This is a genomic window from uncultured Cohaesibacter sp., assembly GCF_963556055.3.
Classification (GTDB): domain Bacteria; phylum Pseudomonadota; class Alphaproteobacteria; order Rhizobiales; family Cohaesibacteraceae; genus Cohaesibacter.
The window spans coordinates 1-24411 of record NZ_CAUVYE020000019.1 but is presented as its reverse complement, the minus strand read 5'-3'; the positions used below and the strand labels follow the sequence as shown (position 1 = coordinate 24411).

Genomic DNA, 24411 nt, shown 5'->3' with positions numbered 1-24411 from the left:
CTTTATATAAGATCAAGCTATTGAAGTGTATGAGTTTTTAAAACCCATCCAGCTATTCGCTTGTATGATTTTCCGGCAAAATCTGTTCGTACATTAACGAACGGAGCCAGATAATGTCGGAACGATTGATCGCACTACCAGAAGTCCTTAATAGAACCAGCCTTAGCCGTTCAAGCCTCTATGAGCGCATGAAGGAAAGTCAGTTTCCCAAACCGATTAGCCTTGGAGGGCGTCGGGTTGCTTGGCTGGAAACGGAAGTGGTCGCTTGGATTGATGAACGAATTAATGCTCGCCCTTCAGATGAGGTGCGTGCATGAAGCAAGCTGCTAGGCATTCCGGGTTAAGCCGCTATCGCAATTATTCTGTTTACGATGTGACACGGATTATGGGGGTTACCCCCCAAACCGTAAGACGGTGGATCAAGCAAGGTCTTCCCGCATTAACCGACAAACGCCCTTTCTTGATTCTTGGTGCAGACCTTGTCGAGTTTCTGAAAAGCAGAAAGGCAGACAAGCAGCATTGTGCTCTAGATCAATGCTATTGCGTCAAATGTCGCAAACCACGCCCTTGCGCTGGAGCTATGGCGGAATTTGTCCCCATAACCGCCTCGTCAGGCAATCTTCGTGCTCTTTGTCCTGAGTGTTCAACCCTCATGCATAAACGTGTGTCGGTGGCCTTCCTGCCCGAACTATCCAAGCTTTTGGAGCTATCAATCGAGCAAGTAGAGAGCACCCTAATAGAGTGAACTCCATCCTCCCCAAATGAACACTTGAACTAGGGATCATAGACCATGAAGAAATACCACCCGAAAAATGAGCGTATCAAGCGTGATTACCTCACTTATTTGCAGGAAGCAAAGAAGCTCTCCCCGCAAAGTGTCGATCAAGCTGCAGCGGCTATCGCTGCCTTTGAGGCGTTCTTAAAATTCACGGATTTTGCGAAATTCCGGATTGAGGATGCACGTAGATATAAGGATCAATTAAATGATGCTATCAGCGAAACAACGGGCAAGCCGCTTTCTAAAGCAACCATCCATAGCCGCCTGATGGCTCTTAAAGCCTTTTTCATTTGGCTAGCAGGTCAACCGGGTTACAAATCGAAACTGCAATATTCGGATGCAGACTATTTCAATCCATCAAACAATGACACGCGCATAGCCAAGGCGACCTATGAGAAGCCGGTTGCGACATTGAATGAGATCCGCAAGGCGCTTGGCGCTATGCCTCATGACACCGATTTTGAAAAGCGAGATAGGGCGGTGATCGCCTTCACGCTTCTATCCGGTGCCAGAGATGCCGCGATAGCATCCATGAAATTACGCCACGTGAACATTAAACAAAGAAAAGTCTTTCAGGAAGGGCGTGATGTGCGCACCAAGAACCGCAAGACCTTTACGTCTCAGTTCTTTCCCGTCGGGAATGATATTGAAAAGCTTGTGACAGACTGGATTATCTTTCTGCGGGAAGAAAAAGGCTTCGGACCGGAAGATCCTCTCTTTCCGAAAACCAAAGTTGGAGTTGGGCCAACGGGAGGCTTTGAAGCGCTAGACCTAAGCCGTGAGCATTGGGCTAATGCATCTCCAATCAGGGATATTTTTAAACGTGCCTTTGCTTCGACTGGACTTCCTTATTTCAATCCTCATTCCTTCCGCAATACGCTCGCTCGCCTTGGGGAAGCGGATTTCTGCCGTACGCCTGAAGAATTCAAGGCATGGAGTCAGAATTTAGGGCACGATCATGTCATGACAACACTAACGAGCTATGGCGCGGTTGCAGGCCACCGACAGGCGGAAATAATGAATGGGCTAACCAAACAGAACATAGATTGCCAACTATCAAAAGCCAGCAAGGATGAACTGATGGCTGAATTGGGGCGGCGAATGGGATGATGAAAAGAGATAATTGTCCCCGACCTCAAATTCCAACTCGCCAATCACGTTGCCGCTCGTTAGAAATGGGAGGAGAAACAATTCCAATAAAGAGAATGAGTCGCCATGCCTACCTTGGACTGGATCGGCAAGAAAGCCGTTGTCAATCATCACCGTGAAGTGCCCTATCGTCTTCTTCACTGCGATAGCGAGTTATCGGTGGGGGATCCGGACGCGGGCAATCTGTTGGTGCAGGGGGACAATCTTGAAGCCTTGAAAGCGCTGTTGCCCTATTACGCGGGAAAGGTGAAATGCATCTATATCGATCCGCCTTACAACACTGGTAATGAGGGCTGGGTCTATAACGACAATGTCAATTCCCCCGAGATGAAAAGCTGGCTTGGCAAGGTGGTCGGCAAGGAAGCCGAAGACCTCTCCCGCCACGACAAATGGCTCTGCATGATGTATCCCCGCTTGCGGCTTCTGAGGGAGTTTTTGCGGGAAGATGGGGTGATTTTCGTTAGTATTGATGGTCACGAAATACATCATGCCAAAATGCTTTTGGACGAAATATTCAGCCCCGGAAATCATAAGAATACCATTGCGGTGCGACGAGGAATAAAAAGTGTTCAATCTCAATTTGAGGACATAGACAGCTTATCGCAAGGCCACGAATACATTTTGCTCTATTCGCGCAAAGCTGCTGTTAGGTTGCCAAAACTTATGATTGGAAGCGACGTTGAAAAACCTGGTAAGTGGGACACATTTTGGCGTGGAACAGACCGCCACACAATGAGGTACCCACTTTTCGGTCACAATCCGACAACCGGTCAATGGCGTTGGGAAAAGAAGCGCACAGCAACCGCAGTGAAGAATTATGAAGAATATAAAGAAAGAGATAGCGGGTTTACTCTTGATGAATGGTACATTGAACATTTGGCTGCTACTAATGTGAAGCTTGATTTTGTCCGACAGAATGATGAAGGAAATGTTCAATACTATGTTCCGCCAAGATGTAGGAAGTACCAGCGGGAATTATCTAGTGACAATTGGATGGACTTGCTGTTAAGCGGCTCTGAAACGTCTTTCGATACGGAGAAAAGCGTCAAAATTGTTCAACGCGTTGTGTCGTGGTTAACTTCAGAAAATGACCTGATCTTAGACTCCTTCGCCGGCTCTGGCACCACCGGCCATGCCGTGCTTGACCTTTACAAGCAAGACGGCGGCAATCGTAAATTCATCCTTGTTGAGATGGATAAACAGATTGCGTCGGATATTACGGCCGAGCGACTCAAGCGGATCATCAATGGCTATGACAAGGGGGGAGACCCTGAAAAGCCCGTTGAAGGTCTTGGCGGAGGTTTCCGCTATTGTCGCTTGGGAACACCGCTCTTTAATGAATTTGGCGATATCAGCGAAGAGGTTGTCTTTCCCGCTCTTGCTGCCCATGTCTTCTTTTCTGAAACCGGCTCTCCCTTGCCACAAAAAGTGGACGGCTCCAGCTCTTTTCTTGGAACACTGAAGGACAAGGCGGTCTATATGCTCTTTTCTCAAAGCGAGCAGGGTTTTGCGCGGGAAGCTTCGGGCAACGTGCTGACGCCAGCCATGTTGGAAACTCTTCCACCGCCACCTGATGGTTTTGAAGGCTTACGTGTCGTCTATGCCGAGGGCTGTACAGTCTCTGCGGAGCGTCTTAAAGAAGCTGGTGTGATCTTCAAGCAGATCCCTTATCAGATTGAGGGGAACTAAAATGGTTGCTGTTGATCTGGAGCTTAAAAACTATCAATCTCTTTCCCTAGATCGCTTTCGCGCCTATCTGCAGGACGTGAACCAGACCGGGGCGGATGTGGCCTTCTACAAGAATACACGTTTGCCTTATCGCACGCTACCTGCTGTGGCTGAGGGGACGCCCTATGTCTGCCTTCGCGTCCCCACTGGCGGCGGCAAAACCATTATGGCCGCACATTCAGTAGGAATTGCTGCAAAGGAGTTCTTGCAAGCTCCCAACCCAATGGTGCTGTGGTTGGTGCCTTCGACGCCCATTCTGGAGCAAACCGTTTCAGCCCTTAAGAATGTCGATCACCCATATAGAGCTGCATTGGCACAAGATTTTGGGCGCAATGTCTCCATTTTGACCAAAGCCGAAGCCCTCTCTATGTCCCGTGCTGATGCCGAAGGCGGGGCTTGCATCATCGTGTCGACCATCCAGTCTTTTCGCCGCGAAGATGACAAGGGAAAACAGAATCCCGAAGGTCTCAAGGTCTATGAAGACAACGGGGCTTTGATGGATCATTTTTCAGGGCTCAAGGATGAGCAGTTGGCGGAGCTGTTCATGATGGAAGGAACAAACCGCCCTGTTTCTTCCTTGGCGAATCTCTTGCGCTTGCACCGCCCCATGGTGATTGTAGACGAGGCACACAATACCCACACGGCCCTGTCCTTTGATACGCTCTCACGCTTCAACCCGTCGCTTATTCTGGAGCTGACAGCTACCCCTCAACTGGAACATGACCCTGCCAAGGATAAATACGCTTCAAATATTCTCTATTCGGTTTCTGCTGCTGAACTCAAAGCCGAACAGATGATCAAGATGCCAATCAAGCTGACCACCAACAGCGATTGGCGCAAGACCATCGGAGCGGCTTTTGATTGCCAAGCCGCGTTGGAAGAGGCGGCAAAGGCCGAACAGGCTGAGACAGGCGAATATATCCGCCCGATTATCCTTTTACAGGCACAAAGTGCTAGTAAGAACGATCCAAACAGGCTGACATGGGAGCTTATCGAAAAGCATCTTACAGAAGAGAGAAGCATTCGGGCCGAACAAATAGCCGTCCATACTGGACCGCGCAAAGATCTGGATAATCAAGATATCGCTGATCCTGATTGCCCAATCCGTTTTGTGATAACGGTCAGCAAGCTGAAAGAAGGCTGGGATTGCCCGTTTGCCTATGTGCTTTGTTCGGTGGCGGAACAGTCATCAGCCACGGCTATTGAGCAGATTCTAGGGCGTGTTTTGCGTTTGCCACAAGCAAAATGGAAGCAACGCGATATTCTGAATCAGGCTTACGCTTTTGTGGCCTCTGCCAATTTCAACGCAACAGCGCAAAGCTTGAAAGACGGGCTCGTTGATGGAGCTGGCTTTGATCCATTGGAAGCTGACCAGATTGTTCAAGATGCGCCAACTATTCCCGGCCTTGGCGAACATGATGGAAACGCAGTATATGAGTCTGAGAGTTTTGAAGATGATGATGATCTTGACGCTCCGGAAATTGAAACTGCAATCAGCCGGTTGCCAGCATCGGTACGCGCTCGCGTCACTTTTGATACCGATAAAAAGGTCATCACATATAAAGGCCCAATGTCTCGCGAGAATCGCAACACAATTCAACTCGCTCTTGGAACGTCAGCAAAGGCCACAAAAATCGTTGATAGGCTTTATGCAAAATCTAATCAGTACCAGCTTTCAGCAAATGCAGAGGGTGAGAAAGGGGCGTTCATAGTTCCTCTTTTGGGCTTTAAGAGCCAAGGAAAGCTTCAGCTTTTTACCAAGGACCATTTTCTTGATTTGCCGTGGCGCTTGGATGAATGCGATCCAAGTGTAATCATCGAGAAATTCCGCGTGGTTGATCGCAGTCAATCAGGGCAAATTGATGTTTCTGACAAGGGCAAAATTGAGATTGAATTTGTGAAACGTCTTCAAGGCGAGTTGGCTCTTGTCGTGCAGGAGCCTGCTTGGACTTTGCCAAGATTAGCAAACTGGCTAGATAGCGGAATTCAACACCCCGATGTGACCAAGCCCAGTGCGGTCAAGTTCGTTGTAGGAGCCTTGGAGGCACTGATCAACTCTGGCCAAACGCTCGACGAATTGGCACGCAATAAGTTTGAATTGCGAAAGTCGCTTGTTTCTTTGATCAAAGAGTTGCGTTTGGAGCGCGAACAGGAAAACTATAGCGCTCTCTTCGCTTCGAATGCTGATCAATTTGCGACTTCATCCGATCTGCCACTTCTATTTGACGAACAGTCCTATGCTTTCAATCAACCTTACAAAGGCGCTACTAAGTTTAATAAGCATTACACGCCCCTGATTGGTGATCTGCAGTCTTCAGGAGAAGAATTCGATTGTGCGGTCTATTTGGACCAACTGGAAGCAGTTGAATTCTGGATTCGTAATGTTGAAAACAAGAAATCATCATTTTGGCTTCAGTTGCCTCAACATAAATTCTATCCTGATTTTGTTGTAAAGCTAAAGGATGGGCGCATTCTTGTTGTCGAATATAAAGGTGCTCATCTCTACGAAGGGGAGAGCGACAAACGGTTGATTGGCTCTGTTTGGGCCGATGCGAGTGGTAGCAAGTGCTTATTCTGCATGCCGACGAATAAAGAGTTCTCAATAATTGATCGCACAATCGGAAAATAACGTCGGTATATCTATCGTCAGTTTAACATTCCTGTGGAGCAAAAGTGGACACAAACACACGCTTTAGTGCACGAACAGGGGTAACTTTCGGGGTAACAATCAAATGGATTGAATGCATTTTCAATAAATATCAATTGGTTATATAGAAATTTCGAGTCCTCTTCTGGCACCAATTACTTTTCCCAAAAATTCGAGTAAGTTTGAAGAGCCTTGAATTGTCTGGCGCTTTCTAAAGCAACCATTCATAGCCGCTTAATGGTTCCTAGAGCCTTCTTCCTTTGGCTGGCAGGTAAACTGGTTACAAATCGAAACTGCAATACTCGTATCTGACCATTTCAATCCATCCAACAATGACACGCGCATAGCTCGATCTGCTGCAAACGCGGTTGGTCAGTGCGACTTAGGCCTCAACTCCAGCAAATGTCCAAAAAGTGATGGACGAAGGGGGGCTCATCACTCTCTGCCGTTCAACGCATGTTGCAACGCCTGGATTGGGGCATATGATCCTTTCCCGTTTACATATTGAAATCTGCGGCATTATAAATTAATCACTGACGAGTGTCGGAACAAATGTGCCAGCCAAAGATTCACGATCTACGGATGCGACTACAACAGGCGGTCAAGCTAAGATGAAACAAGAGGATTACCTTCGGCTCGTTGAAATTTGCCGAATGTATTATGAAAAAGAGCAGACACAGGCAGAAATCGCCAAGGCTTTTTCGATATCAAGACCTGCTGTGAGCAAACTCCTTTCAGAAGCGCGCCAACAAGGCATCGTACGCATTGAAATCCGTTCCATCTACGAGAACGATGATTACTTGCTCGATGAGTTGAAGCGCGTCTTCGGTCTTCAAGGCGGTCTGATCGTGCCAACTGGCACTGCGGACGAAAGCCTGAAATGTCAGATGATTGTCTCTCAGGCTGCCGACTATCTTGGAACGCTTCTGCCAGACATCCACAAGTTGGGGGTTGGTTGGGGCGAAACCGTTCGTGACGTCATCAATGCGCTTGAACCCTCCGAGTTCGCCTCCCATCAGCCCCGTGCCGTCTGTCCGGTTATTGGCAGTGCACCGACTGCAATGCAGTGGATGCAAACAAATGAATTGGCGCGTATTCTGGCTGAAAAGGTTAAGTTCGAGCCCTTTTATTTGCATGCACCTGCCTTTCCTGTATCGGCAAATGACAAAGACCTGTTCATGGGAACGGAGGAATACCGTCAGGTTTCAGAAATTTGGAGCAAGCTGGATGCGGTTCTTCTTGGCGTTGGCAGTTATCCAACCTTGCCGGATCAGGCTACCGCAGCCCGTTTTGGCGACATTCTGCACGAGCGCAAGGCGGTTGGCGTGCTGGCATCATATTACTATGACGCCAAGGGGGAAATAATCGAAAGCCAGACTGATTATGCGGTCAGAATCCCTCTCGATTGCCTGAGTAACGCGAAACGCGTGATTGCGGTTTCTGGAAAAACCCAGAAGGCACATGCCTTGCTCGGAGGGCTCCGAACTGGCTTGATCAGCCATCTGGTTACGGATGACGGCACAGCGCGTGAGCTTATAAGCCTGCATCAGAAGACCCTTGGATGAACGAGCACTCCGAGTGCTCTTGGTTTGTCCAATGTGGAAAACGAAGAAGTGACATTCTGCCGCACCTTACTTTGAAGCTTCAGTTTTGAATTATATTAAAATTAATGATTTCAATGGCTTAATGAAGAACAATTGTTCTGACATTTGATATTTTTAATCAGAGCCTTGTGTTTTGGTGGCTCGACATGTGTTCTGACATTTGTTATCTGAGAGTCACGGAAGGCATTGCGCCTGCCGGGAGAGGCCTGAGGGCAGGATTTATCAATTGGAATATCAGCGCTGCAAACGATAGCCGCGAAAGCTGTCGACGGATTTTTGCGGCCTGTTGTTAAGGAGGAAAAATGAAAAGGGAGTTCCACCACATCGGCATACCCTCGACACTGGAGCGTTCTGGAGAGACCTATATGGAGAGCATCAGTCTCTTTGTAACAGACCCCATGCAAAGCGATCAGAAAATCGAATGGCTGCGCTTTGAAAAAGGCAGCTCGATGCCCGCTTTGATCCAGAACGAGGCTCATCTGGCGTTTCTGGTTGATAATGTCGAGGACGCCATGAAAGGCAAAGAGTGTTTGGTAGAGCCTTTTGATGCAGGCCCAGGGGTCCGCGTTGGCTTCGTCACCGAAGAAGGCCAACCCATAGAATATCTGTCCATTGCGAGCGCGTAACCGCTAGATTGATTTGAATATCCAAGGCTAAAGTCGCCCGAAATGGGCGAACAGGAGGAGAATGTGGCCATGAAGAAGTTTATCAATGATCCCGAAGCCCTTACTTCGGAAATGCTCGAAGGGCTGGCTCTGGCCTATCCTGAAAAGATAAAGATTGAATCTGAAAAGCTCGTTTGTCGCGTAAAGCCAAAAGCGGAAGACAAGGTCGCAGTTCTCACGCTTGGAGGATCCGGGCATGAACCCGCTCTTCAGGGCTGGACCGGAGAGGGCATGGTCGATCTCTCGGTTGTCGGCGATGTATTTGCTGCCCCTGGCCCGCCGAAAGTGTTCGAGGCGATGAAAATGCTCAAACGTGATGCGGGCATCCTTCTGGTGACGCTCAATCATGCGGGCGATGTCATGAGCGCCGAAATGGCGAAGCAAATGGCAGAAGCCGAAGGCATTCTGGTAAAAGAGGTTCTGACCAACGAGGAAATCCGTCCAAACCCGGATGAGGAAGGGCGCGGGCTCGGGGGCTGTTTCATCGTCTATAAAATTGCCGGAGCAGCTTCGGAAAAGGGCATGAATCTTGACGAAGTCTATCGTGTCGCCAGCAAGGCCAATGAAAATATGGCTGCCATTGCCGTGCTCTCGGAAATAGCAACCCACCCTTCCACCGGCGGTGATTGCGGCGATATGGGCAAGGGCGAGATGGAGATCTGTGCCGGACAGCATGGAGAAGGCGGCGGTGTCCGCATGCCCATGATGACATCCAGCGAGACAGCCGCACTGCTTGGAGAAAAAGTCATTGCAGCCCTCGAACTGCGGGAAGGTGACGAAATTCTTCTGGTCATCAATGGTTCTGGCAAAACAACACTTATGGAACAATTGATCACCTTCAGGGATGCATCCAAATTCTTCGCTTCTCGGGGCATTCAGGTTGTCCGGGGTGAGGCTGGTGAATTTCTGACCGTTCAGGAAGCAGGCGGATACCAGATGATCGCATGCAAGTTCGACGCCGAATTGCGTGAGCTATGGGACGCCCCATGCGACACACCCTATTACCGGGTTCGATGATCCGATAATAGGCCAGATCCTCAATTTTGCCGCAGGCTTGTAAGGCGTGCGCATCATTTGCGCACTCCTTCTTCCTTCTCATCGGAGCTGTTACCAGCTGCCGAATGGCGGAGCTTTGTCTGCGGTTTCCAATGCGGTGCTCTTGCCGGGTGCCGAAGCGATGGAAAATCATGACTACACTAACAAAAGAACAGTTTGCCAGGATGCTGCATGCCGCCGCTGATCTCATCGAAGAAAATCACGTGGCGCTATCACAATTGGACAGCGCCACTGGTGACGGAGATCACGGCGTCACCATCAATCGAACCATGCATGCAGTTGTGGCTGCTCTGGAAAAGAATGCTCATCAGCCTATGTCTGGGCTTCTCAATGCAATTGCCATGGAAGTGATGATGTGTGATGGAGGTTCGACAAGTCCGCTGCTCGGTTCATATTTTCTCGGAATGGCTTCGGCAGCCAAAGCCGATTCAATGTCGCCTGAGCAGACCAAAATCATGTTCCAGGCCGGGTTGGCCAATTTTCGCAAAACCAGCAAGGCAAATCTTGGTGACAAAACCATGCTGGATGCGTTCGAGCCGGCAACCGTAGCGCTTGTTCATGAACTTTCCACTTCAGGTGATCACCGCAAGGCCTTCGCCGTGGCTGCTGCCAGGGCGTCAGAAGGTGCTGAGAAAACCCGAAATTTTGTGGCCCGCTTTGGCCGCGCCCGCACAATGGGAGAGCGGTCCGTCGGTCATCTCGATCCGGGTGCAAAATCCGTGAGCTACATCTTCGAAGGTTTCTCGAAGGCCAGCCAACCCTCTCTCACTCAATAAAGGAATAGAAAAATGGCAGATCTTGATGATCTACGAGATGGCAAGGACTTCGGGCTGGACAAGCCTGCCCGGAACAAAAGTTTTTACCTGAAAGGGTCGGACAATCTTGACTGGGGTTTGAAGAAGCGTTTGGGTCGCATCTTCCGCCCGAGCACTGGCCGAACCGTGATGCTTGCCTTTGATCATGGCTTCATCATGGGCCCAACCAGCGGCCTCGAACGCATCGACTTGAACATAGTTCCTATCGCTCAATATGCTGATTGCCTGATGGCTTGCAGAGGTTCCATGCGCTCTATGCTGCCGCCAGAACTGGACAAGCCACTCTGCCTGAGAGCTGATGCGGGTTCGACCATTCTGACAGAACTCAATCATAATTGCGTCATCGACATGGAAGATGCCGTGCGCCTTGACGCAAGTGCTATTGCCGTGATGGTCGGCATTGGTGATGCGGCAACCGAGGCCAGCACGGTTGCGAACCTTTACAATGCCGTAGACAAAGGCAACAGGTTCGGCATTCCGGTACTTGGAGTGACGGCCGTCGGCAAGAATATGGTTCGTGACGCAAAATACTTCTCTCTCGCTGCGCGCGTCTGTGCGGAAAATGGCGCTCATGTCGTCAAAACCTATTATTGTGACGGTTTCGAACAGGTAACCGCGGCCTGCCCGGTTCCCATCGTCATAGCGGGAGGCAAGAAACTACCGGAGCTGGAAGCTCTGGAGTTGGCCTACAAGGCCATTGACCAAGGGGCGGCGGGTGTTGACATGGGGCGCAACGTCTTCCAGTCAGAATCACCGGCAGCTATGATCCAGGCCGTATCAGGAGTGGTTCACAACGGCCTGAAACCTGCCGCCGCGCTCGAACTCTATCGCGATCTAAAACACTGAAACAAAACGAATTAAAGACCTGAAGACCATGGTTCTCTTCGATCCTGAGGGACCATGCTCTCCAATCATGTCCAATCCGAAGGAGGGGGTACTGACATGACTTACTCAAAATTCATACCGATCCCGTTATTCATCGCCACTCAGGCGACAATCATGATGATCATTGAGCCCATGTTTGGCTTTGTATCATGGATCTCATTCCAAGCATGGGCGATGTATTTTCTGGCAGGATGCACTCCCAAGATGGGTGTAAAGACCCTGCTTGGCTATTTTGGTGGAGCGATCATTTCAATTGGCATTATGGAAGGAGCCGCCCTTCTGGGATCAATGGGACTGGTCAACGGAACAAATCTTTATCTTGCCGTTTTCATCATCGTCATTTTCGTGATCAGTGCTGAATATATACCGTGGTTCGATTTCGTGGCATCCTGGTTTGTTGGAGCCGGGGTTTTCTTCGGCCTGATGAATCTGGACAGTTTTCCGGAAGGGGCATCAGTCTGGGCCATGTATGGACAAAGCCTTGTGAAACTGATGTGGTCCTGCATCTTCGGGCTGGTCTTTGGTGCTGGTACCGTGGTTTTCAGAACATGGTATGAACAGCAGGTCAATACTCAGGCTCCTGACAAGGATCATCCGGCCGTTGCAGCTGAATGATCTTGAAAACCGGGAAATCTGTCTGCTGGCTTGACAGTATGAAAGAAATGCATCCAGACCCACTAGATGGGTCTGGAGTTTCAAAAAAACATGGTCCCCCAAAACTCATGCGTCACGCTTCACATTCGTTCATCCCGGCAAACCGTTTATATTTGGCGAACCTTTACCCATCGATACTCAATGCGAACTGAAGCTACACACCCTTCCACCATATGACGCTGTTCGGAACTGTGGAACCTGCGATTTCGGCAAGCAGAGTCAGTCTTTGCGAAGCGTCGGAACGTGGATAATTTTCGCGTCAAGCGGATGCCAAAACCCTTGTTGCACAGGTGTGGTTCAGGCCACCTTGCAAAAGGAATGCTGATGGCCTGACAGACCTCTGCAAATTGGCGGGGTGTTCACGTCAAGAATGTCATGACGGTGCGTCTCTAGGGTTGGCACAACCGCATTAACGCCTCAGTCTGCAAAAAGCGCCTTGCTCTGCGTGCAACATCGTCAGCAGTAAAGCGAGGGGCATACAACGCCCCTCCCAAGCCAAATCCGTTGGCGCCAGCAGCAAGATAACCGGCCATGCCATCCGGAGTTATCCCGCCCACGGGCAGAAGTTTGGCACCTGAGGGCAAAACCGCTCTCATTGCCTTTACCACAGCGGGCGAGATCGCTTCGGCCGGAAAGAGCTTCAATGCATCAGCACCCTGTTTCAAAGCGTTAAACGCTTCGGTCGGCGTGGCAATGCCTGGCACACAGGTGAGATTCAGCTCCTTTGCCTTTGCAATTACGGTCAGGTCTGCATGAGGCATGACAATCAAATCGCCACCGGCTTGTTTGACTGAATGTACGGCATCCTGGGACAGAACCGTTCCCGCACCCAAAATCGCCCGCGATCCAAGTTTTGCCCTCAATCGCGCAATGCTCTCGAGTGGATCGGGAGAATTGAGGGGAACTTCAATGATCCGAAACCCTTCCTGTACCAGTGCCTCGCCAATATCTTCCACCTCTGAGGGCCTTATCCCGCGAAGAATTGCCACCAACGGGCACTTCTGAAAAGCCTCTTCGAATTCCATTTTCTTTCTCCAATTCGCAATAGCTCGAGATGTGCGAAGGGCCGTCCATCTCAAGCTTTTCAAGGTGTTCCTGCTTCAGAAGAGCATGAAGGGAAACAGCGTTATCCAGGGTACATAGACAATCATGAGCATGCAGAGGATCATCACAATCAAGAACGGCATGATTCCCTTGAGAACAACCTCGAGAGGGGCCTCACCCACCCTGCTGGCGACAAACAGGTTGATACCCAAAGGAGGTGTCAGAAACCCGATTGCCAGGTTAACCACCATTATCAGTCCGAAATGAACCGGATCGACCCCGACTGAAACGGCCACTGGATACAGGATCGGTGACAAAACCAGAATTGCGGGCGTTGTGTCCATGACGCAACCAACAATGAGCAGCAGCACCGTTATGATCAGCAAGATTACCGAGCCGTTGCTTGTAAGGCCGATCAGCGCCTCTGTGATCATGTTCGGAATGCGTTCTATGGTAAGAATTTTGGTAAAGGCAGACGCGCATCCCAAAATCACCATGGTCGTGCCAATTGTGGAACAGGATGTACCAATCGGTCCCCAAAGTGTTTTGAAATTGAGTTCACGATAAACGAAGACACCGCATATAAAGGCATAGACAGCAGCAACCGCAGCCGCTTCGGTGGGGGTGAAGATGCCTGCATAGATTCCGCCCAGAATGATGAGGGGATTCAGCAGAGCCCATTTTGCTTCCCAGATGGCATGCCTTGCAACTTTCCATTCAAAAGGCTCTGGATTTCCGCTCCATCCGGCTTTTTTTGAATAGAAATAGGCATACCCCATCAGTGCGAGGCCAATGATAATTCCCGGTCCAAAGCCACCCAGGAAAAGATCGCTTACGGAGGTGGACGTCGAGACCCCGTATAGAACCATTGGAATGCTGGGCGGGATAATGACGCCAATGCTGCCAGCGGTTGCGATGAGGGCGAGGGTAAAGGACTGGGAATAGCCGGCACGCAACATTGTGGGAATGACCATGCCGCCCACAGCCGCGACCGTTGCAGGTCCAGAGCCGGAAACAGCCGCAAAAAACATGCAGACCGCAATCGTCACGATTGCCAGACCACCGGTCATCCGGCCAAAGAAGACATTTGCAACGGCAAGGATACGGCGAGATACGCCACCCGCTCCCATGAGATCGCCAGCGAGAATGAAGAGCGGCACAGCCATGATGGGAAATGAGTCCGTGCTTGAAGCAAGAGTCTGGGCGATATAGCCGGGAGACAGCGCATCGCCGGCAAACACCGCCGCAGTCGATGACAAGCCGATCGCAATGCCTACCGGAACATTCAAAAGCAGAAATACCGCCAGACTTATGAAGAGAACTGCAGAAACCATTTTAACCTTCCTTCTTCAAGGCACGGATACGCATAACGATCGTTTGAATTTCGCGAATGCCGGAGAGAAAAAAGCCAACCATTGGTGCTGCATAGAGAATCCACATGGGCATCATGATTGCCGGAGATTGGGCCCCCAGTTTTATTTGTCGCAACACAACACCATAGGCCGTGTAACAAATGAACGCCGCGAAGAGCAAAAAGAGTACATCGCTGAAGATGACGATGTAGGGGCGAAGCTTTGGGGGAAAAAGGCCTAACGCCGCTTCGATCCTGATATGTTTCATATTCTTGGCTCCATAGCTGATTGCAATGAAGACAAGCCAAACGAATATGTAGCGAGCGAGTTCTTCCGACCATGACAAGGAATGCTGGACGACGTAGCGCATGAAGACCTGTATGGCCATGACGATCGTCATGGCGCAAAGTAGGAAAATGCTGAGATAGAGTTCAAATTTTTCTTCGATGATCCGCAGGATGGACATCGGAACCTCCTGAAGCGAGATGCCGAGTTTGCTCATGATTTGACGGAACCTGCATTCAATCGAACAGCAGCAGAAAACCCTCAAATATGTTGATTGCGCTCGACTTTGGTGGCTTGCGGATGCCTTGATCACAATTCACCCGCAAGCAGTAGTTTATTGCATGATTTGATCAAGATAGTCGGGATGATCCATGTTTGATTTCACAAGATCGAAAATCTTGGCATCCTGAACAATCTTCTGCCATGCGGCTTTGTCTTCATCTGTCAGCTCAACAACGGTCGTGCCGGCTTTCTTGAACTTTGCCAGGATCTCTTTCTCCAGTTCCTGCGAGCGCTGGCGCTGGAAAGAGGTTGTTTCGGTGGCCGCCGTGCGCAGCAATTCCTGCTGTTCCTTGGTCAGAGACTCGAATTTTTCCAGATTGATCAGCATGACATATGGCGTGTAGACATGCTGGGTCAGGGAAACATACTGCTGAACATCCTGGAACTTGTTGCCATCAATAATGCCTAACGGATTTTCCTGTCCATCGACGGCACCCTGTTGCAGGGCAGTGAAAAGCTCGACAAATGCCATAGGTGTTGGATTGGCCCCGAAAGCCTTCCAGGCGGCGAGGTGTACCTGATTTTCCATGGTGCGGATTTTAAGGCCTTTCGTGTCCTCTGGGAGTTTTACCGCAACCTTGCTGTTGGTCAGATCGCGGAAACCATTTTCCCAAAAGGTCAGGCCGAGCACACCTTTTTCCCTCATACCTTCCAGGATTGCTTTCCCCGTCGGTCCATCTAGCCGTTCATAAGCCTGGGCGGGGTTGAGAAACAGGAATGGTGCATCAAAGAGATAGAAGTCTTTATAAACCGTCGCCATGTTGCTGGTCGAAATCACGGAAATGTCGATATCGCCAAACACAGTGGTTTCCGCCATCACGCGATCATCACCCAACTGATTGTCAGGGAAATAATTGATCTTGATTGAACCGGCGGAGCGTTCTTCAACGATTTTCTTGAAAAGCTCTCCTGCCTCTTTGGCTGAAGGGTTGGTCCCGTTGCCAAATTTAAGCGTAACATCGCCAGCAGAAGCCGAACATGTCATTCCTCCCGCCATGGCGATCATGCCTGCCAGGGCTAATCCGAGCATCCTTTTCATACTACTTCTCCTATAAGTAAGTTGAATTTTCCATGCCAAAACGCAGAACCAAGAGATCTCCTCCATCAGGTTTTGACATCTGGAACCAAGCCAACAGCCACCGCAAAATCAAAGAGTCCAACAGGGGCTGTGTTATGAAGCTGACGTGCTCCCCTTATTCCGAAATATTCGAGAGCCAGTCCATATCTTTCCGCAAGATGATCGGCACCGATGATAATGAGGGGAGACTTGGCCTCGATCGCCTCCGCCGCAAATCGGCGCGCATTGCAGACTTCGTGCCCGATAAGAAGACCGGACAGAAAATCGTTCAGGACATCCTTGTCGATTTGTCCCATCAGACCGCATGTTCTGGTCGCAAAAAGCAAATGGGTAAGATCGCTGCCAGCTGCCTGATCAGAGACCTGAAGTCCCCTTTTGAAGGCATCTTCAGCGGCAATTCTGCGATCCGTCGTCTTTTCGACCATGAGGCGCCCCAAGATGGAATGGTGGCGCAGGATTGAGAAAATCTCACCCGTCATGTATGTGGCGAAATTCATGATCCGGGCATTTTGAGTGATGATCCATTTGGAGTGCGTTCCCGGCAGGACCGCCAAAGAAGTCTCCCGTAGCTCCGGATGCAGATGAAGAGCTCCGGCGATCTGGATTTCTTCTCCCCGAATGATGTCGGGTGCCGAGCTTTCCGAGACTGACAAGACGCCAGGCGCGATGTGAATCTTCGAGTTGAAGGGACCGTCAAGTTCGATTGCCTGGCTGGCAAGCTTGGTCACATCAGCGGGGCAATCAACGTAAGGCGCTTCTCTCCATCCCTGAGCGCTGCCAACCATTCCTCCGGCAACGACCGGCAGGCCCGGAAAGTGCGTCAGCCAATCGGAACAGAGATCATTGAAGGCTTGCTCAAATCCACGAGCACCCGGCGCGGGTAAATTCTGAATTCCGTGGTCACTGGACCGCTCTTGCAAAATTTCACGTCCGGACCCCATCAAATAGCCGCGTAAACTGGATGTCCCCCAGTCCAGGGCGATTAGAGAGGGTTTCACGATTGTTTGGCTCATCACGGTTGCCCAATTTCTCGCAAACCCCTCACCGAAGGGTACCAAACCCTATCGGTGAGAGACCTGGGAGGAACCCCTTATTCGAAAATTTGGAAATGCTGGAGATGCTTGTCCGAGATTTCAATACCCAGACCCGGAAGCTCGTCATCAAGATTGATCCTGCCGTTGACCGGCAGTGGATCTCCCTCGAACAGGTAGTAGAAGAGTTCATTGCCTACTTCCACTTCATTGACCGGAAAGAACTCCGAAATCGGGCAATTGAGATTGGCCATGGTCAAATGGTAGTTGTGCATCATGCCAGCGTGCGGAATGACAGGCACCTGATATGCCTCTGCCAACTGATTGACCTTTTGTGCTGCGGTAATGCCCCCAACACGGTTTGTGTCATATTGAATGACGCTGATGGCACCGGCATCCAGCAATTGCTTGAATCCGAACAAAGTGAATTCATGCTCACCACCGGAAATGGGAATAGGCCCTTTAAGATTCAGTTTTGCATAGCCCGCTATATCGTCAGGCAACACCGGTTCTTCCAGCCATCGCACATTATATTCAGCGAGCATCGGGATCATGCGCTCGGCATATTCCAGCGTCCATCCCATGTAGCATTCGACCATGAGATCGATGTCGGGACCAACGACATCACGCACGGTTCTGAGAAGCTCTATATTTTTGCGCATGCCTGATGGCCCGTCCAGAGGCCCCCAACCAAAGCGCAGCTTCATCATTTGGAAGCCCTGGTCGAGATAGCTTTGCGCCTCTTTGGCCAAACTGTCCAGGGGCTGACTGTAAAGCTTGGACGCATAGACCTGAATGTCCTTCTTGGTCCGCCCTCCCAGCAACTTGAAGACAGGCTTGCCGACAGCCTTGCCATGATATCCCAGATCGCGATGTCAACCGCAGATATAGCAGCCATTCCAATGCCCTTGCGCCCCCAAGCCATGGTGCTTCTGTACATGGCTTGCCAAATGGCCTCGAAATCAAAAGGGTCGCGTCCGATTGCTATTGGAGCAAGATACTGATCGATGATTTCCTTTGCAATCTTGGGTGCGAGTGCACAGTTGCCAATTCCGACTATGCCGTCATCGGTTTCGACCTCACACACCAGCCAGTCATGAAATCTGAACGATCCCATCGTGTCCGACAAACTGTTTAGCGCATCCATTGGATTGACGCTCAAATTCGGACGAGCTGGAGCGGTGGGTCCAGTCCATCGGTAAACTTTCGAGCGTATTGCTTTAATCTTCATATCTTTTCCGATCTTCAATGCTTGGGCTCTGCACTTCTGAGCAAGTGTCGCAAGACGAAGCTAGAACGAAGGGGAGGGTGCTGCTGTTGTGGAGGATCTCCATTTGCCCCAATCAGTATTGCCAGCAGAATGAGGCAAGCTGATTTGGGCGAGAAACCATGCCCGGCAACTCTCCCGCTTCGGCAACGGGCTTGGGTTGTTTGATGCTCGCAAGATAGAGAGAAAATATTTGTCTAACAACTTGGTATTATTACATATGTATACAATTGGTTATTAGACAAATAGATTTGAGGGATGAAACCGCTTCGGATTCGAGGAAAAAATGAGCGCTGGCAAAATACCCACCATGAGTAGAACCGAGATTCCTTCAACAATTGCGATGGATATTGCCAATCAGATCCGGTCGGGAATTTTGGTGGCGGGAGATAAGCTTCCGACAGAAAAACACCTTAGTAATCAATATTCTGTGAGCAGAACGGTTGTGCGGGAAGCTATTTCCCGGCTCAAGTCTGACGGTCTTGTTGTCTCCCGTCAGGGAAGTGGCGTTTTTGTTTCCACCAATGAAATGCGAAATTCTTTCAAGATCGACAACAGTGACATGAGCCGGTCGGATGTGTTGGCCCTGTTTGAATTGCGTCAAAATATCGAGGTTTCCGGGGCGCGTCTGGCTGCTGCGCGACACACGTCCAAGGACATAAAGGCCATAAAGCAGGCGCAAGAGGCCATTATTCTGGCCAAGCCTTGGAGTGAAGATGAGGTTCGTGCCGATCTTGATTTTCATTACGCCATCGCATTTGCAACCCAGAATAGCTATTATGCTGATTTTATGGCGTTTTTGGGCAGTGTCCTTTATGAAAACGTGAAGGCCGCGCGTATTGAAAGTGGTGATCCTCTCATTAAGAAAGTGACCGTAGAGGAGCATGAACGCATATTGCAGGCCCTGTTAAGGCGCGATCCTGAAGCGGCTGGCAGCGCCATGATGAGCCATTTGCAAGGGGCCATAGCGCGTATGGCGCACGAATGAAAATTAAACTGACAAATTATTGGGGTCATGCGTTTGTCTTGAATTTGTCAGTTTAATGTGAGGGGCGCATTTCGGGCCCATTTCACAAGAGCCAACAGGTTGGCCCGGCGGGCAATGCGCCCATCCTTTCTGCAACATTCATTTCATGATGAGAAGTCTGTTTCCAATCCTGCCGGGACGGCAGCTTGGCGGCACTCGACATTTTCCAGAACAAATCGCTTGAGCGCGCTATTTGCCTTGGACAGGTATTTTCCTCTCTTCCATGCAAGACTCAGTTCAACGTAAATCGGCTTCTCCAGCGGGCGGGTCGTGATGAGTTCTTCGTCTCTGACGCCCGATTCAAATATCGGAGAAATGCCGTAGCCCTGGCGAATGATATTCTTGATGAGGGGCAACAACTCGCTGGTAAAGGATATTTTCGGAACCACATTTTCAGTTTTGCTGATCTCTTCAATCAGCATCCTGTGATAATGGCTGAGAGCCAAGTCATGGGAGAGCAATTCTCTGGCGCTAATCGAGGAATTGGAAGCCAATGGATGATCGATCGCCATGCCAATAACGATTTCTTCGCGCAAGATGATTTCGTGATCGAGTTCAGGTGTAAGATACTGGCTGGCGACAACACCAATATCCAACTCGTTATTGAGCAATTTGTCTCTGATATTCAGCGTCATGTCATCAACAACATTAATCTGGATATTGGGATATTTATGCCGGAAAGCCATCAGGATTGGCGGGAAAAAATAGGAGCCGATCATGCTTGGCATGCCGATTGTCACTTCCCCGACCGCCAACTCGCCAAGATATTTCATGGACAATTTGGCATCCTCAGCTTGCTGTAGGATCTGGTTACAATGTTGCAGAAATTCCAGACCTTCAAACGTTGGTGTCACGCCATTTTCCTTGCGATGCAGTAACTGGGTGTCAAGCTCGTTCTCCAGTTTCTTGATCGCCATGCTGACCGCTGGCTGAGCAACATGCAGGAGCTTCGCCGCTCCCGTAATCGACCCGGTTTTGGAAATTGCCGCGAAATAGACCAGTTGCCTCAATTCCATAGCCACGCACTCCCTTACAAGTCTCTGATTCTTCTAGGCATAAACAAAATATTGTAGAGGCATAATTTATATATATTTTATTTATGATCAAGTATGAATTAGCTTTGTCTCGTGAGGAATAGAACGCCCGGCCAAATAAAGACCGGGTCTGGATAATAAAAAGAGCTCGGCGGGAGGAAAACGCTTATGTTCAAGGGAGTCAGCGCAAAGGCTTTCTGTCGCAGTTTGGAACCGACATCATGATGATGAGCGTGTTCAAAGACTAACCATCCAATATACGCATCCGCTTTAGTTGGCGTCATGGAATTCAGCGTCATCCGGAACGCATTGTTCTGGTTTGCCGTGCCTCTATGCGCAGCTGTGAGTAAGGAAACTTGGAAATGACAACAAAGACGACAGAAACACTCGTATCTCAAAGTGGCAAGGTGAAACTGAATGCAAGTCCGCGCGGATGGAGCATTCTGTTCATGTGCCTGGTGGCCTATTTTATTTCAGGTGCACTCAATACCGATGGACTGAATATTTTCGTGAGCGCGCTTAGCAGCGAACGAGGTTGGGCAAGGTCGGACATGCTGGTCTGGTCGACCTATGGCGGATGGATTGGTCTCATCTGTGCCTATTATTTCGGAGAAATCACCTCACGCTTTCAAAAAGGCGCTCAATGGGTGATGGTTGGAAGCCTCGTTGTTTCAGCCATCGCCTTCTATTTCTACGGCAATTCAGACAATTACACCATTTACGCAATTTGCGTGATGGCGTGCTCAGCCATGAGCCTTGGCTATTCGTTTGTCGCCGTCAATGTGATCCAGACCAACTGGTTTCCGAAGAAAAAGGGATTGGCACTCGGAATCTCGACCATGGGGTTCCCGATTTGCACAATGATATTCCCGGCAATTGCGCACAATCTCATCCATGCAGTCGGGCTTGAGGGCATGTTCACGGTCGTGGCGCTTTTTGTGGCCCTGTTTGCCGTCGTTGCATTCCTGTTCTGCAACAGCTCTCCAGAGGAAGTGGGACAATATCCGGACAATGAGAAAGTCAGCCAGGAACAATATGCAAAAGACAAACAGGAAATAGCCACCTACCAAAGCCCCTGGACCGTCAGAAAACTGGCGCGTGAAAAAGTATTCTGGTGCGCCAACATCGGACTTGGACTGATGTGGATGGTGACCGTTGCCATTGTCAGTCAGTTGGTCGCAAGGCTTGTTGGGGCCGGATATGAACGCGGTGCGGCAATCGGCATGCTCTCCATAATGGGATTCTTCGGGATTTTCGGGTCTTATCTGTGGGGCTGGATCGACCAGAAAGTGGGAACCAGGAATGCTGGCCTGCTATACTGCACATGGTACGCCATTGCTCTGGTTCTGCTGATCTTCATGGCAAACGAGATCGTGATCTATCTGGCTGTCTTCATGGTTGGTGTCTCGGTTGGAGGCATAGGCAACCTGATGCCTTCAATGACAGGGACCATTTTCGGCCGGAAAGACTTCGCAGCAGCCAACAAACTGGCCAGCCCGATCCAGTCGGGCATCCGGTCCTGTGCCTTCCTGTTTGTGGCAATGAGCCTGAAAATCACAGGCGATCTGACCGGTGCCTATATTGGTTTGATTGGCATCTGTGTCCTCTCGTTCCTTCTGATTTCACAAGTCAAACCAATCAATGAACAATAGAGGAATACAGATTATGTCTTTGTCTGAGTTTGAAAAAACCAGGCCGTATGCCAAATATTTCGAGTTTCCATATCCCGATTTGCCCAATGAAGTGATCGAGAAGATGGCAAGTCCCATGGATCCTTCTTTGGCACTCCGGCTTGATGACAGAAACAAATTGCTTGACCCCGGCTATATGCCGGGGGAAATCGGCTATTGCATCATGCCGGACGGCAGTGGTTACATCGCCTCCTTGACCAAAATGCCGGGTGTCAGCCTGGAGATGCTCGACTGGTGGTTTGCCTGGCACGGCATTCAGAGCCTGCGCTACAAGATCTGGGATCCAAGAGATCACTACAAGGCCAGAGTTGCTCCGAACATTTGGCCAGGCGACTCGACAATCGCTGAGCTGGAAAGAACGCAACTGGAATACATCGGATTTCGTTGTTGAGAATGTCGGTGATGGAACCCTGGCGCTAAGAATTTCGTTCCGCTCGCCGGAATCATTCGGATTTGACATGCAAAGGTTCAATAGTCTCCCCGTGACGGCCATTTGTGCACATTCCGGTCCTCCCCAATGGGATATTCCGAGAACCACCTTCATCCATTTTGCGCGCGAAGTGGAAGGTGGCATCGAGCTCAGGAGCCGCTTCTGGCTGGGTTGGATGATCGTCAATGGTCGGGCCGTGCGGACAGATTTTGAAGTGGATGCAACGCGAGTAAAAGGGCTGTCCAATCATTCGCCTCAGGAATTCCATCGCCTTGCAGCCATGCTGCCAGCGCTTTACAGAGAAAATCATGATCGTCAGGACAAGGCTGAAGACTTCGAGATGCTTGACTTCTGTAACGCCTGACCCCTGATCTGCTTCCCCCAGATGTGGCCACTTCTGGTCCTTTGATACCCCAGTTTCACAGCATCACAAGAGCCACAAGACGTCTCCTCTCGACAAGGCAGCATAGGTCGAGAGGGGATTTCCGTTTTCGAAAAGCCGGTGTCCAGACCGCGATCTGGCACAAGTGGAAAATCAGTTTCTGACCAACATGTCGATAAGGCTGGGGCCAAGATTATCGTCTATCGAGCGGCAATCGGCGAGGAGATCCCTGTCGCACAGAAAGAACAGCTCAATTGCAACAGGCTATTCTGAGGAGGGCGTCATCAAAAGGCTGGTATCCATTATCTTCCGCCAGAGGTTCGTGGCTGTCGGAGAAGAGAAGACTGGACGCAAAAAGGGCGTGTGCCGCAGCCGTGCGACTTCTGGCCTGATCACCGTCCGCGCTCAAGGAAAGGCGCGGAAGGTGAACTTTCTGAAGATGGCCTTGGTGCCTTCTCCGGTCGCATAGATGGCCGGTTTGAGCATTTGAAACCCGCCGGACACATTATGGTGATAGCCCGACACTTCCATTCCGCGATCAAAGCGCTGCCAAGTCTCCCCGTTTGACGAAGTGTAGATACTCACAATATGGCGCTGATTGCGCAGGCGGACAAAGAGCCGCAAGCCATATTCATGCTGAACGCGGGTTCTTTCGCGTCCGTATTGATGCGTCACGAAATGATCTTCGCGAACGCCGATTCCGCAATAAAGGCTGCTATTGTAGAAAAGCAGCAATCCCGCCCCACCTTCTGGCTCGATTTCGATCTCGCAATCGACCTGATAGGGACTGGTCGCCAACGATACAGGTCAGCGGCGATGAATTGCTTGGAGCCGTTCCCCGTCCTGCCAGTTCCAGCGCGCTATTGTGATAGCGCATTCGTTCCTTTTCATCGGGAGCGGGATTAAAGAAACACCATTGAATGCCATATTTGTTGATGAGGAAGGTGTCTGACAGCGGAAAGCCATGAGGCCTGTCGATTGTCCTTTTTGCGGCAGGAAGCGGCACGGGAAGCGGTGCAGACAGATCGTCGCCACCAAATTCCGGCCAACCGTCCTCTGTCCAGTAAACCGGTGCCAGCAGCGTTTGCCGTCCCAGGGTCCAGAACCCGTTTTCGTATCCGTGCAGAACCGACCACCAGTCTCCATTTTGGAGAGAGACAAATGTTGCATGGCCTCTCGACCACCATTTTTCTTCGATATTCTGCGTTCGACCACCGGATTTCTGGGGTGATTCTCCCAAGGGCCGTGAATGGACTTGGACCGTGCGACGATCACCATATGGCCTGTCGGAGGCCCCGCCGTGCCACCAACTGCGGAGATCAGGTAGAAATAGTCGCCATGCTTTGCGATCTTTGGCCCTTCCTGCGCATAGCCCTCCACATCCCAGTCATCGGGGTAACGCCAGGCCATCATAGACATGTTCCGCCAGTCCGACCGTTGCAAGCCCGTTGTCGGACAGGCGAATGCGATCGCCTCGCGACAAAAAGAGCCATCGGGATCCATCCTCGCCAACAGCATGACCGGGAT

Annotated in this window: 23 protein-coding genes and 1 pseudogene; 14 read left to right on the top strand and 10 right to left on the bottom strand. The window is 50.4% G+C overall.

Going from position 1 to position 24411, the window contains the following annotated elements; genetic code table 11:
- Nucleotides 1-113: 113 nt before the first annotated feature.
- The 10 genes from ACHZB8_RS13630 (at nucleotide 114) to ACHZB8_RS13585 (ending at nucleotide 11942) form a co-directional block, all read left to right on the top strand.
- Nucleotides 114-317, top strand: coding sequence for an AlpA family transcriptional regulator (locus tag ACHZB8_RS13630; protein ID WP_316861116.1), 204 nt, complete (start codon nucleotides 114-116; stop codon nucleotides 315-317).
- Nucleotides 318-790: 473 nt separating this feature from the next.
- Entirely contained in the window at nucleotides 791-1888 is a 1098-nt protein-coding gene (locus ACHZB8_RS13625; protein WP_316861115.1) for a tyrosine-type recombinase/integrase, read from the top strand.
- 105 nt (nucleotides 1889-1993) lie between these two features.
- On the top strand, nucleotides 1994-3616 hold the full coding sequence (locus tag ACHZB8_RS13620; protein ID WP_316861114.1) for a site-specific DNA-methyltransferase: 1623 nt from the start codon (nucleotides 1994-1996) through the stop codon (nucleotides 3614-3616).
- Nucleotide 3617: 1 nt separating this feature from the next.
- On the top strand, nucleotides 3618-6284 hold the full coding sequence (locus tag ACHZB8_RS13615; RefSeq protein ID WP_316861112.1) for a DEAD/DEAH box helicase family protein: 2667 nt from the start codon (nucleotides 3618-3620) through the stop codon (nucleotides 6282-6284).
- A 671-nt stretch (nucleotides 6285-6955) separates the two neighbouring features.
- Nucleotides 6956-7867, top strand: coding sequence for a sugar-binding domain-containing protein (locus ACHZB8_RS13610; protein ID WP_316861111.1), 912 nt, complete (start codon nucleotides 6956-6958; stop codon nucleotides 7865-7867).
- A 341-nt stretch (nucleotides 7868-8208) separates the two neighbouring features.
- On the top strand, nucleotides 8209-8532 hold the full coding sequence (locus tag ACHZB8_RS13605) for a hypothetical protein (protein WP_316861109.1): 324 nt from the start codon (nucleotides 8209-8211) through the stop codon (nucleotides 8530-8532).
- Between the two features lie 69 nt (nucleotides 8533-8601).
- Nucleotides 8602-9588 (top strand): dihydroxyacetone kinase subunit DhaK, encoded by a 987-nt coding sequence (locus ACHZB8_RS13600; protein ID WP_316861108.1) that lies wholly within the window; start codon nucleotides 8602-8604, stop codon nucleotides 9586-9588.
- A gap of 170 nt (nucleotides 9589-9758) precedes the next feature.
- The gene (gene dhaL / locus ACHZB8_RS13595) at nucleotides 9759-10403 is read left to right on the top strand and encodes a dihydroxyacetone kinase subunit DhaL (RefSeq protein ID WP_316861107.1); all 645 of its coding nucleotides are present in this window, start codon (nucleotides 9759-9761) and stop codon (nucleotides 10401-10403) included.
- Nucleotides 10404-10415: 12 nt separating this feature from the next.
- Nucleotides 10416-11288, top strand: a complete 873-nt coding sequence (lsrF, locus tag ACHZB8_RS13590; RefSeq protein ID WP_316861106.1) for a 3-hydroxy-5-phosphonooxypentane-2,4-dione thiolase — start codon at nucleotides 10416-10418, stop codon at nucleotides 11286-11288.
- A gap of 96 nt (nucleotides 11289-11384) precedes the next feature.
- The gene (locus tag ACHZB8_RS13585; protein ID WP_316861105.1) at nucleotides 11385-11942 is read left to right on the top strand and encodes a DUF1097 domain-containing protein; all 558 of its coding nucleotides are present in this window, start codon (nucleotides 11385-11387) and stop codon (nucleotides 11940-11942) included.
- 428 nt (nucleotides 11943-12370) lie between these two features.
- Here the strand turns inward: ACHZB8_RS13585 and ACHZB8_RS13580 are convergent, their stop codons facing one another.
- From ACHZB8_RS13580 to ACHZB8_RS13550, 7 genes are all read right to left on the bottom strand, one after another.
- The gene (locus ACHZB8_RS13580) at nucleotides 12371-13006 is read right to left on the bottom strand and encodes a 2-dehydro-3-deoxy-6-phosphogalactonate aldolase (RefSeq protein ID WP_316861103.1); all 636 of its coding nucleotides are present in this window, start codon (nucleotides 13004-13006) and stop codon (nucleotides 12371-12373) included.
- A 75-nt stretch (nucleotides 13007-13081) separates the two neighbouring features.
- On the bottom strand, nucleotides 13082-14359 hold the full coding sequence (locus tag ACHZB8_RS13575) for a TRAP transporter large permease (RefSeq protein ID WP_316861102.1): 1278 nt from the start codon (nucleotides 14357-14359) through the stop codon (nucleotides 13082-13084).
- A gap of 1 nt (nucleotide 14360) precedes the next feature.
- Complete coding sequence (locus tag ACHZB8_RS13570) at nucleotides 14361-14879, bottom strand: TRAP transporter small permease (protein ID WP_316861101.1); 519 nt, start codon at nucleotides 14877-14879, stop codon at nucleotides 14361-14363.
- A 117-nt stretch (nucleotides 14880-14996) separates the two neighbouring features.
- On the bottom strand, nucleotides 14997-15983 hold the full coding sequence (locus ACHZB8_RS13565) for a DctP family TRAP transporter solute-binding subunit (protein ID WP_316861100.1): 987 nt from the start codon (nucleotides 15981-15983) through the stop codon (nucleotides 14997-14999).
- A 65-nt stretch (nucleotides 15984-16048) separates the two neighbouring features.
- Nucleotides 16049-17035, bottom strand: a complete 987-nt coding sequence (locus ACHZB8_RS13560) for a 2-dehydro-3-deoxygalactonokinase (RefSeq protein ID WP_316860791.1) — start codon at nucleotides 17033-17035, stop codon at nucleotides 16049-16051.
- 77 nt (nucleotides 17036-17112) lie between these two features.
- The gene (locus ACHZB8_RS13555; protein ID WP_316861099.1) at nucleotides 17113-17763 is read right to left on the bottom strand and encodes an enolase C-terminal domain-like protein; all 651 of its coding nucleotides are present in this window, start codon (nucleotides 17761-17763) and stop codon (nucleotides 17113-17115) included.
- Nucleotides 17760-18302, bottom strand: a complete 543-nt coding sequence (locus ACHZB8_RS13550) for a hypothetical protein (protein ID WP_316861097.1) — start codon at nucleotides 18300-18302, stop codon at nucleotides 17760-17762. The genes ACHZB8_RS13555 and ACHZB8_RS13550 overlap by 4 nt, the downstream gene beginning before the upstream one ends.
- A gap of 304 nt (nucleotides 18303-18606) precedes the next feature.
- Between ACHZB8_RS13550 and ACHZB8_RS13545 the strand changes: the two genes are divergently transcribed.
- Nucleotides 18607-19308, top strand: coding sequence for a FadR/GntR family transcriptional regulator (locus ACHZB8_RS13545; protein ID WP_316861096.1), 702 nt, complete (start codon nucleotides 18607-18609; stop codon nucleotides 19306-19308).
- Between the two features lie 143 nt (nucleotides 19309-19451).
- Here ACHZB8_RS13545 and ACHZB8_RS13540 read toward each other — a convergent pair whose 3' ends face one another.
- Nucleotides 19452-20363, bottom strand: coding sequence for a LysR family transcriptional regulator (locus ACHZB8_RS13540; protein ID WP_316861094.1), 912 nt, complete (start codon nucleotides 20361-20363; stop codon nucleotides 19452-19454).
- Between the two features lie 380 nt (nucleotides 20364-20743).
- On the opposite strand from ACHZB8_RS13540, the gene ACHZB8_RS13535 reads away from it, so the two are divergent.
- The 3 genes from ACHZB8_RS13535 to ACHZB8_RS13525 are packed head-to-tail and all read left to right on the top strand — an operon-like array spanning nucleotide 20744 to nucleotide 22866.
- Nucleotides 20744-22033, top strand: a complete 1290-nt coding sequence (locus ACHZB8_RS13535; RefSeq protein ID WP_316861092.1) for an MFS transporter — start codon at nucleotides 20744-20746, stop codon at nucleotides 22031-22033.
- A gap of 13 nt (nucleotides 22034-22046) precedes the next feature.
- Nucleotides 22047-22463 (top strand): DAPG hydrolase family protein, encoded by a 417-nt coding sequence (locus ACHZB8_RS13530; RefSeq protein ID WP_316861090.1) that lies wholly within the window; start codon nucleotides 22047-22049, stop codon nucleotides 22461-22463.
- Nucleotides 22381-22866: a DAPG hydrolase family protein gene (locus ACHZB8_RS13525; RefSeq protein ID WP_316861089.1), complete on the top strand. Its 486-nt coding sequence runs from the start codon at nucleotides 22381-22383 to the stop codon at nucleotides 22864-22866. The genes ACHZB8_RS13530 and ACHZB8_RS13525 overlap by 83 nt, the downstream gene beginning before the upstream one ends.
- Nucleotides 22867-23289: 423 nt before the next feature.
- Here ACHZB8_RS13525 and ACHZB8_RS13520 read toward each other — a convergent pair whose 3' ends face one another.
- Both ACHZB8_RS13520 and ACHZB8_RS13515 read right to left on the bottom strand, forming a co-directional pair.
- On the bottom strand, nucleotides 23290-23682 hold the full coding sequence (locus ACHZB8_RS13520) for a hypothetical protein (protein WP_316861086.1): 393 nt from the start codon (nucleotides 23680-23682) through the stop codon (nucleotides 23290-23292).
- A pseudogene (locus tag ACHZB8_RS13515) lies at nucleotides 23600-24294 on the bottom strand (family 43 glycosylhydrolase). The gene ACHZB8_RS13520 and the pseudogene ACHZB8_RS13515 overlap by 83 nt, the downstream one beginning before the upstream one ends.
- Nucleotides 24295-24411: the final 117 nt, after the last annotated feature.

Excerpts from the sequence above, each read along its gene's own strand:
- ACHZB8_RS13630 (WP_316861116.1), top strand. The coding sequence starts at position 114 with ATGTCGGAACGATTGATCGCACTACCAGAAGTCCTTAATAGAACCAGC.
- ACHZB8_RS13625 (WP_316861115.1), top strand. The coding sequence starts at position 791 with ATGAAGAAATACCACCCGAAAAATGAGCGTATCAAGCGTGATTACCTC.
- ACHZB8_RS13620 (WP_316861114.1), top strand. The coding sequence starts at position 1,994 with ATGCCTACCTTGGACTGGATCGGCAAGAAAGCCGTTGTCAATCATCAC.
- ACHZB8_RS13615 (WP_316861112.1), top strand. The coding sequence starts at position 3,618 with ATGGTTGCTGTTGATCTGGAGCTTAAAAACTATCAATCTCTTTCCCTA.
- ACHZB8_RS13610 (WP_316861111.1), top strand. The coding sequence starts at position 6,956 with ATGTATTATGAAAAAGAGCAGACACAGGCAGAAATCGCCAAGGCTTTT.
- ACHZB8_RS13605 (WP_316861109.1), top strand. The coding sequence starts at position 8,209 with ATGAAAAGGGAGTTCCACCACATCGGCATACCCTCGACACTGGAGCGT.
- ACHZB8_RS13600 (WP_316861108.1), top strand. The coding sequence starts at position 8,602 with ATGAAGAAGTTTATCAATGATCCCGAAGCCCTTACTTCGGAAATGCTC.
- dhaL (WP_316861107.1), top strand. The coding sequence starts at position 9,759 with ATGACTACACTAACAAAAGAACAGTTTGCCAGGATGCTGCATGCCGCC.
- lsrF (WP_316861106.1), top strand. The coding sequence starts at position 10,416 with ATGGCAGATCTTGATGATCTACGAGATGGCAAGGACTTCGGGCTGGAC.
- ACHZB8_RS13585 (WP_316861105.1), top strand. The coding sequence starts at position 11,385 with ATGACTTACTCAAAATTCATACCGATCCCGTTATTCATCGCCACTCAG.
- ACHZB8_RS13580 (WP_316861103.1), bottom strand. The coding sequence starts at position 13,006 with ATGGAATTCGAAGAGGCTTTTCAGAAGTGCCCGTTGGTGGCAATTCTT.
- ACHZB8_RS13575 (WP_316861102.1), bottom strand. The coding sequence starts at position 14,359 with ATGGTTTCTGCAGTTCTCTTCATAAGTCTGGCGGTATTTCTGCTTTTG.
- ACHZB8_RS13570 (WP_316861101.1), bottom strand. The coding sequence starts at position 14,879 with ATGAGCAAACTCGGCATCTCGCTTCAGGAGGTTCCGATGTCCATCCTG.
- ACHZB8_RS13565 (WP_316861100.1), bottom strand. The coding sequence starts at position 15,983 with ATGAAAAGGATGCTCGGATTAGCCCTGGCAGGCATGATCGCCATGGCG.
- ACHZB8_RS13560 (WP_316860791.1), bottom strand. The coding sequence starts at position 17,035 with ATGAGCCAAACAATCGTGAAACCCTCTCTAATCGCCCTGGACTGGGGG.
- ACHZB8_RS13555 (WP_316861099.1), bottom strand. The coding sequence starts at position 17,763 with ATGATGAAGCTGCGCTTTGGTTGGGGGCCTCTGGACGGGCCATCAGGC.
- ACHZB8_RS13545 (WP_316861096.1), top strand. The coding sequence starts at position 18,607 with ATGAGCGCTGGCAAAATACCCACCATGAGTAGAACCGAGATTCCTTCA.
- ACHZB8_RS13540 (WP_316861094.1), bottom strand. The coding sequence starts at position 20,363 with ATGGAATTGAGGCAACTGGTCTATTTCGCGGCAATTTCCAAAACCGGG.
- ACHZB8_RS13535 (WP_316861092.1), top strand. The coding sequence starts at position 20,744 with ATGACAACAAAGACGACAGAAACACTCGTATCTCAAAGTGGCAAGGTG.
- ACHZB8_RS13530 (WP_316861090.1), top strand. The coding sequence starts at position 22,047 with ATGTCTTTGTCTGAGTTTGAAAAAACCAGGCCGTATGCCAAATATTTC.